Origin of the sequence: Oxalicibacterium faecigallinarum (genome assembly GCF_014635705.1) — a bacterium.
In the GTDB taxonomy this organism is placed as follows: Bacteria; Pseudomonadota; Gammaproteobacteria; order Burkholderiales; family Burkholderiaceae_D; genus Oxalicibacterium; species Oxalicibacterium faecigallinarum.
Map to the genome: position 1 here is coordinate 1090524 of NZ_BMDI01000001.1, position 13009 is coordinate 1103532.

Below are 13009 nucleotides of genomic sequence, written 5' to 3' on the forward strand. Positions count from 1 at the left end.
CTCATGGCAATAGGCTGATCAAGCCTCGCTGGTTTTGCGTTTCTTTCTGGCCGTCAGTATCTGGCTTGCAATGCCGCGCAGAATATTGACTTCCTCGGTTTCCAGCTCTGTGCGCGCAAACAGGCGTTTAAGACGCGGCATCAGTTTTTTCGGATTATCCGGATCCAGAAAATCGATGGCGATCAAGGCTTGTTCCAGATGCGCATACATCCCGTCGATCTGCGCCAGACTGGCGACCTCCCCCTGAAAACCGATCGCTGCATCCGCAGCGGACATGCACTTTTCCGCATCAGCCATACGCGCTTCGTACGAAATGACTTGCACCGCCTGTGCCAGATTCAATGACGAATAATCCGGATTGGCCGGAATATTGATCAGTACATTGCAACGCTGGACAATGTCGTTCGGCAGACCGAAACGCTCGTTACCAAAAACAACAGCGGCATTCAGGTTCGCGTCTTGTTGGAGTCGTGTGGCAAAGACACGCGGTGTCAGCACGGGAGGAGAAAACTCACGTAATCGCGCCGTCACAGCCGCAGAGAAATTGCAATCCACCAGCGCTTCCTCAATCGAACCCACCACACGCGCAGACGTCAGGATATCCTGCGCGCCGCTGGCAAACGCCACCGCCTCTTCATTGGTCAGCGCATCCGAAAAACGCGGATTCACCAGGACCAAATCGGAAAAACCCATGTTCTTCATGGCGCGAGCGGTGGCACCGATGTTACCGGCACGACTGGTTTCCACCAGCACAAAGCGCAAACGGTTGAAAAGAGGCATGTCGATTTGAGGCAGGTTCATTTAAAATAGCGGCATTGCGCGGCAAAATGGGTTGGAGTCGTCTGCATTAAGATCCAGACTTCCATGCCCATTTGTATGCCGCATCGCTCATTAAGGTCAATTTAGGCGGATTCTTTCGTGCATGTGCACGGTGCCGCCATTTTAACGGAATCTCTATGCATCCCATGCTCAACACGGCGGTAAAAGCTGCCCGCCGCGGCGCTGCCGTCATCAACCGCGCTTCCTTCGATCTGGATCGTATCAAGGTCACGGAAAAAACGCCCAATGACTTCGTTACCGAAGTCGATCAGGCTGCCGAGCAAGCCATCATCGAGGTTCTTCTGACCGCCTATCCGGACCATGCCATTCTCGCCGAAGAGTCCGGCGCCTCTGCAAACCTGCATGACGAAAACGAATACGTCTGGATCATCGATCCACTCGACGGCACTACCAACTTCATTCACGGCTTTCCACAGTACGCTGTTTCGATTGCGTTGCAACATCGCGGCCAGATTACGCAAGCCGTTGTCTACGATCCAAATCGCAACGATCTGTTCACCGCGACCAAAGGCGCTGGCGCCTATCTGAACGAAAAACGTATTCGCGTCACGCGTCGCGACAAGATTGCCGACGCCCTGATCGGTACCGGCTTTCCGTTTCGCACCGGTGACAACATCGATGAATACCTGAAGATGTTCAAGATCATGACGCAAAGCTGTGCCGGTTTGCGTCGCCCGGGTTCGGCTGCGCTGGATCTGGCCTATGTCGCTGCCGGCCGTTTGGATGGCTTTTTTGAAAAAGGCTTGCAACCTTGGGATATCGCTGCCGGTTCGCTGCTTGTGACGGAAGCAGGCGGCATCGTCGGCACCTTTAACGGTGACTCCGACTATCTGTACAAAGGCGATGTACTGGCCGGCAATCCAAAGGTGTTCGCCCAGATGGTGGCTCTGTTGAGTGAATTCTCCAAGAAGTAAGGCAACCATCGGGAAGGCCGCTGCCTTCCCGATGCATGGACTGCGCTGGTGTTTGACTTGATCACCTCACTGCGGTTACTACGTAGCGACTTTCCTCTCGAATGACTGCAGTGCAAGCTCGCTGCTGATATACTCCCCCTCACGCGGCTTCCTTGCCAGTCAGCCCGCCGCCGTCCATTCTGACTTCGTCCCTTTCGTTTGCCTGAGACTGGCGCCATCATGGCGACAGGCCGATCTTTCCTTACTGAGCTTTCATGTCTTTTACCGACCTCGGCCTTGCCGAAGGTATTGTTCGTGCCGTAACCGAACAGGGATATACCCAACCCACTCCGATTCAGGCGCAAGCCATTCCAACCGTACTGAAAGGTGGTGACCTGCTGGCCGGGGCACAGACCGGCACCGGCAAAACCGCAGGCTTTACACTCCCGATGCTGCATCGCCTGTCGACCGGCAGCAAACCGCATCCCAACAAAACTTCTGCGCGTGCTATTCGTGCCCTCGTTCTGACGCCAACGCGCGAACTGGCTGCGCAGGTAGAAGAAAACGTCCGCGCCTACGCGAAGTATTTACCGTTGAACTCCGCCGTGATCTTTGGCGGCGTTGGGATCAACCCACAGATCAAGCTGCTCAAGCACGGTGTCGATATTCTGGTGGCCACGCCGGGCCGTCTTCTCGATCACATGCAGCAAGGCACCGTCAATCTGGATCACATCGAGATTCTTGTACTCGATGAAGCTGATCGTATGCTGGACATGGGCTTCATCCGCGATATCCGCAAAGTACTGGCAGCGCTGCCGCCAAAGCGCCAGAACCTGCTGTTCTCCGCGACCTTCTCGGATGACATCAAGGCACTTGCTGATGGCTTGCTGGATTCGCCTGCAACGATCGAAGTCGCGCGTCGCAACTCCACGGTAGAAGTCATCGATCAAAAGATTCATCCGGTTGATCGCGACCGCAAGCATCCGCTGCTCGCGCATCTGATCAAAACGAATAACTGGTCGCAAGTACTGGTCTTCACACGTACCAAACATGGCGCAAACCGGCTGGTTGAGCAACTGGGCAAGGATGGCATCAGCGGCATGGCGATTCACGGCAATAAAAGCCAGTCTGCACGTACCAAGGCGCTGAGTGAATTCAAGGACGGTACCTTGCAAGTGCTGGTTGCCACCGACATCGCTGCCCGCGGTATCGACATCGATCAGTTGCCGCATGTCGTCAACTATGATTTACCCAATGTGCCGGAAGATTACGTTCACCGCATCGGCCGCACCGGTCGTGCCGGTGCTACGGGTGAGGCGGTTTCACTGGTGTGCGTCGACGAACTCAACATGCTCAAGGACATCGAAAAACTGATCAAAAGAAAACTGCCATCGGAAGTAATCGCAGGTTTTGAACCCGATCTCAACGCCAAACCGCAACCAATCCAGTTGCGCAGTCATGGACATGGCGGTGGTGGCCGACGTCCTCAACAAGGCAATCGAGCCAATCCCGGCAAACCTGGCGGCCAACCCGCACGTCCTGGCAGTGGCAAACCACCTGCCCCTGCCACCGGCAGATCGGCCGCGCAGCATCGTTCGGGCGGCCGCGGTCGTTAAACGCAAAAAACCTCCTTTGCAGTTGCATCGGAGGTTTTTTGTTTATGTGCCGCAGGCTACATTTTTTGCTGGAACGCCAGGTAATACCCATTGCAATCCAGAATGCCAAATTCGATGGCGCTGTACGACATTTCCTGAATTGGCCAGACAACGATATTCTTGTCTTCAAGCTGGGAGTAATAGGATTCGATGTTCGGCACAGTGAAATAGACAGTACCGGAACACGTCACCGGCACATTCCACAGATCACGGTCGGTGAACACGATTTTGCCGCCGTGCTTTTCCACAGTCAAAATGCCGGCCGAAATCGTAACGCGAAAGTCGAGGATGCTACGGTAAAAATCCGCCGTCTTCTCCATATCCTGACAACGCAAGAGTAAGGTGATGGACATGATCGGATTCCCCTGCCGGCGTGTGGAGAAAAAGAACACAACGACAACCGTACGCCCTGCAAACGACCGATTGCCCTGTCTTCCAGCTTAGATACTCGCCCTGCGCAAGTCAATGACAGCTTTTTCATGTCTTGGTGCGGCGCTGGCGGCTGTATACAATACTGCTCCATTGGTCGCGCTTGCTGCGACTTGCAACCTTTTCCACGTTTCGTGATCGCAGCCTGTCAACGTCGATTACGAACACGATGACCAGAACCGACCTTATGTCCTTGAAGAATCAGGCAGCAGCCGAAAAGTCCATTACCACGCCTGCGTCAGACGCCAAAAGCAGCCATACGCCGATGATGCAGCAGTATCTGCGCATCAAGGCCGACTATCCGACCACGCTGGTGTTCTATCGCATGGGCGATTTCTATGAACTGTTTTTCGAGGATGCGGAAAAAGCATCACGCTTACTTGGCATCACCCTGACGCAACGTGGCAGCTCCAACGGCCAGCCGATCAAAATGGCTGGCGTGCCATTTCATGCTGTCGAACAATATTTATCCAAGCTCGTCAAACTTGGCGAATCAATTGCCATCTGCGAACAGATTGGCGATCCGGCTACCAGCAAAGGTCCGGTCGAACGCAAGGTGCTGCGGGTCATTACGCCTGGTACGCTGACCGATGCCGATCTACTGCCAGAAAAAGCCGAGCAGGCATTGTTGGCGCTGTACAGCACCGCGCAACGCAAACAGGTCACCATCGGTATCGCCTGGCTGTCGCTCGCAAGCGGCGCATTGAAGATGATGGAATTCTCAGCCGACGCACAGCATGTCGATGCACGTCTGCGTCATGAGCTGGAGCGGATTTCTCCCGCAGAGATTCTGGTCCCCGGCTCAATCGATACGCCCTTCGGCGACTATCCATTTGCGCGCAATACCACGGTACCGGACTGGCACTTCGACATCGCGCACGGCACCAAGGCGCTTTACGAACAGTTGCATGTCAATACGTTGAGCGGATTCGGCGCGGAATCATTCAGTGCCGCCATCGGCGCTGCAGGCGCCCTCTTGCGTTACGCCCAATCGACGCAAGGTCGCGGATTGCAACACGTGCGCACGCTGCTCGTTGAAAACGAGGATGAATACATCGGCCTTGATGCCGCAACACGCCGTAATCTGGAACTGACCGAATCCATTCGCGGACAGGATCAAAACGGCGCCACACTTTTCGCATTGCTGGATCATTGCCGTACCTCGATGGGTTCGCGTTTGCTGCGCCACTGGTTGCATCATGCTCAACGTGATCAGTCGATTGCGCGTTCCCGTCATGCAGCGATCCATGCACTGATGCGTGCCGATGCGACATCCGGCCTGTTCTCCACCTTGTCGTCGGTACCGGATATCGAACGCATCACGACGCGCATCGCACTTGCCAGCGCTCGTCCACGCGATCTGGCCGGCATGCGCAGCGGCCTGCAACAATTGCCATCCCTGCGTGCCTACGTTTCGATGTGCAATAAGGATGCCGATGCGCCCCTGCTACAAACCTTGCATAACGCGCTCGCCACACCGAACGATTGTCTGGACCTGATCGAACGCGCCATCGCAATGGAACCCGCCGCCATGGTGCGCGACGGTGGTGTGATTGCCCGCGGTTACGATGCGGAACTCGATGAACTGCGCGCGCTGTCAGAAAACGCCGGACAGTTTCTGGTCGATCTGGAAACGCGCGAACGGGCACGCACCGGCATTGCCAATCTGCGCGTCGAATACAACAAGGTTCACGGTTTTTACATTGAGGTCACCCATGGACAAACCGAGAAAGTGCCCGACGATTATCGCCGCCGCCAGACATTGAAGAATGCAGAGCGCTACATTACGCCCGAACTCAAGGCATTCGAAGACAAGGCGTTGTCGGCACAGGAACGTGCACTGGCACGTGAGAAACATCTGTACGATCAGTTGCTGCAGCAACTGGTTGCCCATATTCCCGTCCTGCAGGATATAGCCGCCGCCGTTGCGCAGCTCGACACGCTGGTTGCACTGGCCGACCATGCAGCACGCAATAACTGGTGCGCACCGCAACTGGTGGCCGACCCGATGATCCGTATCGAGCAAGGCCGTCATCCGGTGGTCGAAAATCATATTGAACGCTTCATTGCCAATGACTGCATGCTCAGTCACGAAAGCAAATTGCTGTTGATCACCGGCCCGAACATGGGCGGTAAATCGACCTACATGCGCCAGGTTGCGCTGATTACTCTGCTTGCTTATGTCGGCAGTTTCGTTCCCGCGACGAATGCCACCATCGGTCCGATCGACCGCATCTTTACGCGTCTCGGCGCAGCGGACGATCTTGCAGGCGGGCGTTCGACCTTCATGGTCGAGATGACGGAATCCGCAGCCATCCTGAATGGCGCGACGGCCCAATCACTAGTTTTGATGGATGAAGTCGGGCGCGGTACTTCCACTTTCGATGGACTGGCACTGGCATGGGCAATTGCCCGCCATCTGATCGACAACACGCAAAGCTTTACCCTGTTTGCAACCCATTATTTCGAGCTGACACAATTGCCGGAACTGCATCCTTCTGCGGCCAATGTGCATTTGTCGGCAGTCGAACACAAGGATCGCATCGTCTTCCTGCATGCCGTGCAACCGGGGCCCGCCTCACAAAGCTACGGTCTGCAGGTTGCGCAGCTTGCCGGCGTGCCGCAAGCGGTCATTCGTGCGGCACGCAAACACCTTGCCTTCCTTGAAGCCGGATCAATGCAGACGACACCGCAGTTTGATTTGTTTGCCGATAGACAAACAGCCGCATTCGAAGAAGAGGAAGCTGCACCTTCCTCTTCAGCTTCTGCACTGGAACAAGCCATGGCAGACATCGATCCGGATGCGATGACTCCACGCGAAGCATTAGCCGCACTGTATCGCCTCAAGGAAATCGGTTCCCTCACCTGACCATGCACAGCTTCGTCTCCCGCCTGCTTGCCGCGCTCATCCTTGCCACTCCTCTGATGGCACAGGCAGACAACCCTTTCAGTTTTGCGGTCATTGCCAAACCAGTCAATGCGACAGCCGGCGCAAAATCAGTCAGCGACGCAATACTGCAAACAGACAAGGACAACCTGGCCTTCGTTCTCGTCAATGGCATCAAGGCAGATAACGAATCCTGCTCCGACGCCTTGTATCAGGAACGGCGCGTCTTGTTCGATCGTGCGAAAAATGGCTTGATCGTGTCGCTGTCGGCAAGTGACTGGGCTCGTTGCATGAGCGCACGCAATCGTTCGATTGCGATTGAACGCATTGCGCGTTTGCGCGAGATGTTTTTTACCGATGAGTTTTCATTCGGCGACAGCAAACTGCCACTCATCCGCCAGTCAGCCATTCCGTCGTTCGGCATGTATGCAGAAAACATGCAATGGCGCATCGGCGAAATATTATTCGCGACGCTGAATCTGCCCAACAATAACAACAACTATCTGAACGCAGCGGGCCGCAATAGCGAGTACGAGGATCGTCAGGTTGCCAATGCAGACTGGCTCAAACGACTTTTCATCACGGCACGCAGCAACAAGCTGCATGGCATCGTGCTCTTCAGCGATGCCAATCCGCTCGCGCATCGCGCGCATACCTCCGGCTTTTTTTCCAGCGAGAAACGGGAAGGGTTTGCAGAAATACGCCGTCAGATCCTGCAAGCCGCCAAGGACTATCACGGCCGTATTCTGATTGTGCACGGCGACAGTGATGCTGATCGCACCGCGACACGACAAAGCATCGTTTGGAAAGACAATATTGGTGCCCTACGCATTGATCCGGCATGGACGCGCGTCACGGTCGATCCGGCACAAAAGCAACTGTTTTCGGTCAGTGCACATACGCGGAAATAGGCAAATAAAAAGGATGCCGCAGCATCCTTTTTATTTTTCTCCGTCACTGATCAGTGGATCGGGTGACTACGGAAGTGATCGCCCTCTTCATCATCGTCGATATGGTGATGATGACCATGCGGACCATGCACGTGACCATGCGCGATTTCTTCTTCGGTCGCAGCACGCACATCCGTTACTTTCAGAGTAAAGCGCAATGCCATACCGGCCAGCGGGTGATTGCCATCCAGCACAACCTTGTCGTCTGCGATATCCGTCACCGTGAAGATGACCGGTATTTCGTCATCATCCGGTGTTTCCGGCGAACCTTCAAACTGCATGCCCACTTCCAGCGGCGTCGGCAAACGATTGCGGGGCTCGATCTTGACCAGTTCCGGATCATAATCGCCAAAGGCATCTTCCGGTTCCACCTGAATCGTGTTTTCAAAACCGACTGTCTTGCCATCGAGTTCTTCTTCGATTTTCGGCAAGGTATTTTCATATCCGCCGTGCAGATAGACCATCGGTTCGCTACTCTGTTCGATTACTTCGCCCTGTGCATCCGACAGGATGTAATCCACGGTCACCACCGTATTTTTTGCAATCTGCATGTTGTGGTCCTTTCTTGTGAATAGCCGTCATTATACCCGCCCTGTTTTGCTCCCCATGCCAATTCTGTCGCCAAGTACAAGATTCGGGATAGACCTCTGCCCTATAATGCCGCAATGAAAAAACTAACTCTTCTGAACGGCCTGACCGCGGCCGAGTTCCTGCGTGACTACTGGCATAAAAAACCCTTGCTGATTCGTCAGGCGATCCCTGATTTTCAGCCTTTGCTCTCACGTGATGCGCTGTTTGATCTGGTCAGACAGGATGATGTCGAATCGCGCCTGATCACGCATGCAAAACGCGAATGGAAAATGGAGAGCGGTCCATTTGAGACGATTCCTCCTCTGACGCAAAAGAACTGGACGCTTCTGGTTCAGGGCGTCAATCTGCACGATGATGGTGTCGATGCGTTAATGCGACAGTTCAGCTTTATTCCGGATACGCGTCTGGACGATTTGATGATCAGTTATGCCACTGAAACGGGTGGCGTCGGTGCGCATTTCGATTCCTACGATGTGTTCCTGCTGCAAGCACATGGGCGGCGACGCTGGCGCATCAGTGCGCAGGATGATTTGTCGTTGGTTGATGGCGTCCCACTGAAAATCCTCAAGAATTTTCAGCCCGAAGAAGAATTCATCCTCGAACCCGGTGACATGCTATATCTGCCCCCGCACTATGCGCACGAAGGTACGGCAATGGACGAATGCATGACCTACTCGATCGGCTTTCGTGCGCCGTCTTACCAGGAGCTTGGAGAAGCCTTTCTCGAATCCATGATCGATACCATTGATTTACCCGGACGCTATGCCGACCCCGACCTCAAGCCGGCACGACACCCGGCGGAGATCAGCAGCGCGATGCTGTCGCGAATTGGTGCCGAATTGAACAAAATGCGCTTCACGCAGGACGACATGGCCCTCTTTCTTGGCGAATATCTGTCAGAACCCAAGATGAACGTCAGCTTCACTGCACCGGACGCGTCTTTATCACGCAGCAAATTTGTGCAGCAGGCAAACAAGGCGGGCGTGCACCTCTCCCGCAAGACCCAAATGTTGTACCGCAAACCTTATGTATTTATTAACGGAACATCCTTCGAAGTCGTTCAAGCCGACATGGAAATTCTTGGCGCATTAGCCGATCAGCGAAAGCTTTCTGCGCACGCTTTTGCGCTTGCATCATCAGATGTCATGGACGCTTTACATACGTGGTATGCAGACGGCTGGCTACTTCTTTCCGGCAAGGAGAAGTGAAGAAAAAGTTAAGATTAGTTGTTTAAAAACAATGTCATACAGTCACTTGGAATTTTTTGGTGCATATGTTGTCAATATCTTCATCGCTCTTGATTAAATACTAAAATCCGTTGTGTCATAAGCAAAAAACAGCGCTATAATCACCGGCTAGGAAGCTTCGTTGCACCGCACCGCAGCAAGGTTCGTACAACACCAGCCACCTAAGAGCGATTAATTACCGGTAACTATTCATCGCCGTAACAAACATTGCATATTGACATTAACTATTGACTTATTGGAAAGATAAATCATGACCAAATCCCTGCTGATCGCATCCCTGTTCGCTATCGCTCTGACCGCTTGCAGCAAAAAAGAAGAAGCACCAGCTGTTGAAGTTGTTACCCCACCAGCAGCAGAAGCTCCAGCAGCAGCACCAGCTGCTCCAGCAGAAGCGCCAGCTGCAGAAGCACCAGCTGCTCCAGCAGAAGCGCCAGCTACCGAAGCTCCAGCTGCTCCAGCAGAAGCACCAGCAAAATAATTCAGGCTTGCCTGAAAAGAAAAAGCCGACCTTGGGTCGGCTTTTTTGTTGCCCTATGATTCGTATAATTCGCAGCGTTACGAGAGTGGGGAGAACAGGTTACAAGGCCAGTGATCTGCCTTGGTCATCATACTGATACAGAAACAGTTTCAGATGGGGGGGTAGGTCAAACTGTGAGAGAGAATACTTCCGATAAGCACTGTCGAAGCATGCAAGTAACTCATGTGCTTCGACAGTGGTCATTCCACCGGCGAGATGTTATTTCAGTTGATCGTTCAGCAGAGAAAGGATGCGATCACCTGTTTTTGACGATTCGGCCTGCCCTTCATTATTCAGAACGGTAATCTGGCTGGAATCTGCTGCACCGCGCACATAGATACGATAACGCGCCGCCGCTTTGTCTTTTGCCTTGCTGGAACCGAACGAGAACAGGTTGCCGAAGAAACCTTTTTTCTCGGTATTTTGCGCATCATCGCCCTGATCGACGTAACGTACAAAGTACAAGCCTTGCGAGCGGTCACGATCCTCCACCGTAAAGCCTACACGATCCAGTGCCAGGCCGACACGGCGCCATGCACGATCGAAACCTTCATCGACCTGAACATAACTACCTTGTACGCCCTGATGCAGTTTGCTGCGTGCTGCTTGCGGCGTGGCTGCGGCAACCGCTGCTTGCGCACGTTTTCCTTCCACCCCTAACTGTGTCATCAGACGCGCGAGGATTTCGGCTTCCAGTTCAGGATCGGACGGGCGTGCCGTCCAAACAGTACGTTCGTTATCCTGACCGGTCAGCACTTCTTCGGCACCACGGTGGCTGACATAAATTTCGGTCGTACCATTCGGACCACGTTCCAGGCGGGTACGGAATTTGTCACGCTCGCCGGTAGAGTACAAAGAGTCGAAAATCTTGCCGAGGTTACGACGGATAAAATCCTGAGGAATTTTGGCGCGATTCTCTGCCCAATCGGTTTCCATCACACCGGTATCCGGCGAATCGATATTGATCAGAAAGCCATTGTCCTGCCAAAAATCCTTGATACGTGGCCACAGCACTTCTGGCGATTGATTGACAACCAGCCAGCGTTGCGAACCGCTGCGTTCGATGCGTACATCAGCGACCTGTGTTGGCGCAACTGTGCTGCTCACAGTTGGGGTGCCGACAGGACGCGTTGCCTGCTGCATATTGTAGGAAGACGCTGTTGCCGTACCACGATTGGCAGCCGGCAGTGAGTAACGGTTTTCGCGTTGCAGCTGCGTGAGATCCGGCGGCACTTCGAGCTTCGGTGTGTTGTTGCCTTGTTGAGTTTCGCTCTTGTAATCAAGACGTCCTGGTTCCAGCGCGGAATTGATGGAACTGCATCCAGCCAGACTGGACAATGCAAGCGCGTAGAGCACGCCATGTTTTGCGAAGCTGCGTTGAGCCATGTAATAAATCTTCCGAGTAGTAAATTAGGTGCCTGACCGTTACCTATCGCAACACTGGGGGCCAGCCAAGCCGGAACAAACGCTTATTGTAATACACCCGACTCGCGCATCGCCGCTCGTACCACTTCGTGGTATTCCTTCGCCAGCGGAACAATCGGCAAGCGCATGCCGGATGGAATCAGACCGATTTCGGCCATCGCCCATTTCAGCGGAACAGGATTCGGCTCGACAAAGAGTTTGTTATGCAGCGGGAACATCTTGTTGTTGATCGCAATCGCCTCTGCCACACGCAGGTTGATGGCCGCATCGCACAGTTCATGCATGGCACGCGGTGCAATGTTGGCGGTCACCGAAATATTGCCCTTGCCACCGCAGAACATCAACGCCATGGCGGTCGGATCATCGCCAGAATAAACAGCAAATTCCTTCGGTACCTGACGAATCAGGTCACAGCCACGGGCGATGTTACCCGTCGCATCCTTGACGCCAACCACGCCCGGTACCTGCGCCAGACGCAAAATCGTGTCATTGGACATATCAGCCACGGTACGGCCAGGAACGTTATACAGAATGACCGGGAGATCAACCGCTTCCGCAATCTTTTTGAAGTGCTGGTACATGCCTTCCTGCGTCGGGCGGTTGTAATAAGGCACAACCTGCAGAGAAGCATCCGCGCCAACATCTTTGGCAAACTGCGTCAGTTCGATCGCTTCGTCGGTTGAATTACCGCCTGTACCGGCAATGATGGGAATCCGTTTCGCCGTGTGCTCAACCGCCACGCGAATCAGTTCGCAGTGTTCTTCAACGGAAACCGTTGGCGATTCACCTGTCGTGCCGACGATAACAATGCCATCGGTGCCTTCGGCGATATGCCAGTCAATCAGCTTGCGCAGTCCCGGCAAATCGAGAGAGCCGTCTGCGTGCATGGGAGTAACGATTGCGGGAATGCTGCCCTGAATCATGATAATTGAGCGAAAAAAATTGAGAATAGGTGATTGTAGCGGATAGCCTAATCCTGTGGATCAATTCAGCACAAAATGCTTTGTGCTTTCGGCATCGCCACGCTTGACCAGACAAATGCGCTGCAGCATCGCCGGCTTGGGAGAAGTAACGCAGCCATCCTCGAAAGCGATGACACGCAGATCATGATCTTGTGCAAAATCCAGCAGTTCGCCGCGCGCCAGCAAAAAATCCGGATTGGAAGGTTTGCCAAATTGCTCATTACCAAGCGCAAACGTCTCGTAAATCAATACGCCCCCCGCTTTCAGGCATGACGCCAGTGACGCCCACAACGGCCGGTGCAGGTAGTTGGTAACGACCACCCCGCTAAAGCGCCCGGCAGCAAAAGGCCAGGATATGGCCAGATCGCCCGTTTCAAGATCCAACTTCATGACCTGGACTCCGGCACCGGCAGCCAGCGCGAGGCTGTCCGCATTGCGATCGACTGCCAGTACAGGATGTCCTTGCGACGCCAGCAGGCGACTATGACGGCCAGTACCACAGGCAAGGTCCAATACCTCGCCCTCCGGGATCAATCTCGCAAAACGTATTACCCATGGCGAAGGCTGTCCCAAAGCTTCATGCATATCTGGCTTTTCCAGGGAATCGCCCATA

12 protein-coding genes are annotated in these 13009 nt (G+C 54.1%); 6 read left to right on the forward strand and 6 right to left on the reverse strand.

All coding sequences use genetic code 11. The features are described from left to right. Nucleotides 1–18: 18 nt before the first annotated feature. Nucleotides 19–801 carry an RNA methyltransferase gene (locus IEV29_RS05285; protein ID WP_188380190.1) on the reverse strand — a complete coding sequence of 261 codons (783 nt, stop codon included), beginning with the start codon at nt 799–801 and terminating at the stop codon, nt 19–21. 155 nt (nt 802–956) lie between these two features. Between IEV29_RS05285 and IEV29_RS05290 the strand changes: the two genes are divergently transcribed. Both IEV29_RS05290 and IEV29_RS05295 read left to right on the forward strand, forming a co-directional pair. Next, on the forward strand, nt 957–1754 hold the full coding sequence (locus tag IEV29_RS05290) for an inositol monophosphatase family protein (RefSeq protein WP_188380191.1): 798 nt from the start codon (nt 957–959) through the stop codon (nt 1752–1754). 254 nt (nt 1755–2008) lie between these two features. Beyond that, entirely contained in the window at nt 2009–3349 is a 1341-nt protein-coding gene (locus IEV29_RS05295) for a DEAD/DEAH box helicase (RefSeq protein WP_188380192.1), read from the forward strand. A 56-nt stretch (nt 3350–3405) separates the two neighbouring features. Here IEV29_RS05295 and IEV29_RS05300 read toward each other — a convergent pair whose 3' ends face one another. Further along, nucleotides 3406–3741, reverse strand: coding sequence for a VOC family protein (locus IEV29_RS05300; protein ID WP_188380193.1), 336 nt, complete (start codon nt 3739–3741; stop codon nt 3406–3408). Between the two features lie 341 nt (nt 3742–4082). Between IEV29_RS05300 and mutS the strand changes: the two genes are divergently transcribed. Further along, nucleotides 4083–6686 (forward strand): DNA mismatch repair protein MutS, encoded by a 2604-nt coding sequence (gene mutS, locus IEV29_RS05305; RefSeq protein WP_229726324.1) that lies wholly within the window; start codon nt 4083–4085, stop codon nt 6684–6686. Between the two features lie 2 nt (nt 6687–6688). Beyond that, entirely contained in the window at nt 6689–7615 is a 927-nt protein-coding gene (locus IEV29_RS05310; RefSeq protein WP_188380194.1) for a hypothetical protein, read from the forward strand. A gap of 50 nt (nt 7616–7665) precedes the next feature. Here IEV29_RS05310 and IEV29_RS05315 read toward each other — a convergent pair whose 3' ends face one another. Then, a complete protein-coding gene (locus IEV29_RS05315; protein ID WP_188380195.1) occupies nt 7666–8205 on the reverse strand; it encodes an FKBP-type peptidyl-prolyl cis-trans isomerase in 540 nt (179 codons plus the stop codon). Nucleotides 8206–8319: 114 nt separating this feature from the next. Here IEV29_RS05315 and IEV29_RS05320 point away from each other — a divergent pair, with 114 nt between their 5' ends. Together IEV29_RS05320 and IEV29_RS05325 are read left to right on the forward strand one after the other, a co-directional pair. Then, nucleotides 8320–9453 carry a cupin domain-containing protein gene (locus IEV29_RS05320; protein WP_188380196.1) on the forward strand — a complete coding sequence of 378 codons (1134 nt, stop codon included), beginning with the start codon at nt 8320–8322 and terminating at the stop codon, nt 9451–9453. 289 nt (nt 9454–9742) lie between these two features. Continuing rightward, nucleotides 9743–9970 (forward strand): hypothetical protein, encoded by a 228-nt coding sequence (locus tag IEV29_RS05325; RefSeq protein ID WP_188380197.1) that lies wholly within the window; start codon nt 9743–9745, stop codon nt 9968–9970. A 258-nt stretch (nt 9971–10228) separates the two neighbouring features. Here IEV29_RS05325 and bamC read toward each other — a convergent pair whose 3' ends face one another. The 3 genes from bamC to IEV29_RS05340 all read right to left on the reverse strand — a co-directional run bounded on the left by bamC (nt 10229) and on the right by IEV29_RS05340 (nt 13008). Then, nucleotides 10229–11395, reverse strand: a complete 1167-nt coding sequence (gene bamC, locus IEV29_RS05330; protein WP_188380198.1) for an NlpB/DapX family lipoprotein — start codon at nt 11393–11395, stop codon at nt 10229–10231. Between the two features lie 83 nt (nt 11396–11478). Beyond that, the gene (gene dapA / locus IEV29_RS05335) at nt 11479–12357 is read right to left on the reverse strand and encodes a 4-hydroxy-tetrahydrodipicolinate synthase (RefSeq protein ID WP_188380199.1); all 879 of its coding nucleotides are present in this window, start codon (nt 12355–12357) and stop codon (nt 11479–11481) included. Between the two features lie 60 nt (nt 12358–12417). Then, the gene (locus IEV29_RS05340; protein ID WP_229726242.1) at nt 12418–13008 is read right to left on the reverse strand and encodes a class I SAM-dependent methyltransferase; all 591 of its coding nucleotides are present in this window, start codon (nt 13006–13008) and stop codon (nt 12418–12420) included. Between the last annotated feature and the right edge of the window lies 1 nt (nt 13009).

What these genes read in the sequence shown, in the direction of transcription:
- IEV29_RS05295 (WP_188380192.1), top strand. Translation starts at nt 2,009, where the DNA reads ATGTCTTTTACCGACCTCGGCCTTGCCGAAGGTATTGTTCGTGCCGTA.
- bamC (WP_188380198.1), bottom strand. Translation starts at nt 11,395, where the DNA reads ATGGCTCAACGCAGCTTCGCAAAACATGGCGTGCTCTACGCGCTTGCA.
- IEV29_RS05320 (WP_188380196.1), top strand. Translation starts at nt 8,320, where the DNA reads ATGAAAAAACTAACTCTTCTGAACGGCCTGACCGCGGCCGAGTTCCTG.
- IEV29_RS05315 (WP_188380195.1), bottom strand. Translation starts at nt 8,205, where the DNA reads ATGCAGATTGCAAAAAATACGGTGGTGACCGTGGATTACATCCTGTCG.
- IEV29_RS05285 (WP_188380190.1), bottom strand. Translation starts at nt 801, where the DNA reads ATGAACCTGCCTCAAATCGACATGCCTCTTTTCAACCGTTTGCGCTTT.
- IEV29_RS05325 (WP_188380197.1), top strand. Translation starts at nt 9,743, where the DNA reads ATGACCAAATCCCTGCTGATCGCATCCCTGTTCGCTATCGCTCTGACC.
- dapA (WP_188380199.1), bottom strand. Translation starts at nt 12,357, where the DNA reads ATGATTCAGGGCAGCATTCCCGCAATCGTTACTCCCATGCACGCAGAC.
- IEV29_RS05340 (WP_229726242.1), bottom strand. Translation starts at nt 13,008, where the DNA reads ATGGGCGATTCCCTGGAAAAGCCAGATATGCATGAAGCTTTGGGACAG.
- IEV29_RS05300 (WP_188380193.1), bottom strand. Translation starts at nt 3,741, where the DNA reads ATGTCCATCACCTTACTCTTGCGTTGTCAGGATATGGAGAAGACGGCG.
- IEV29_RS05310 (WP_188380194.1), top strand. Translation starts at nt 6,689, where the DNA reads ATGCACAGCTTCGTCTCCCGCCTGCTTGCCGCGCTCATCCTTGCCACT.
- IEV29_RS05290 (WP_188380191.1), top strand. Translation starts at nt 957, where the DNA reads ATGCATCCCATGCTCAACACGGCGGTAAAAGCTGCCCGCCGCGGCGCT.
- mutS (WP_229726324.1), top strand. Translation starts at nt 4,083, where the DNA reads ATGATGCAGCAGTATCTGCGCATCAAGGCCGACTATCCGACCACGCTG.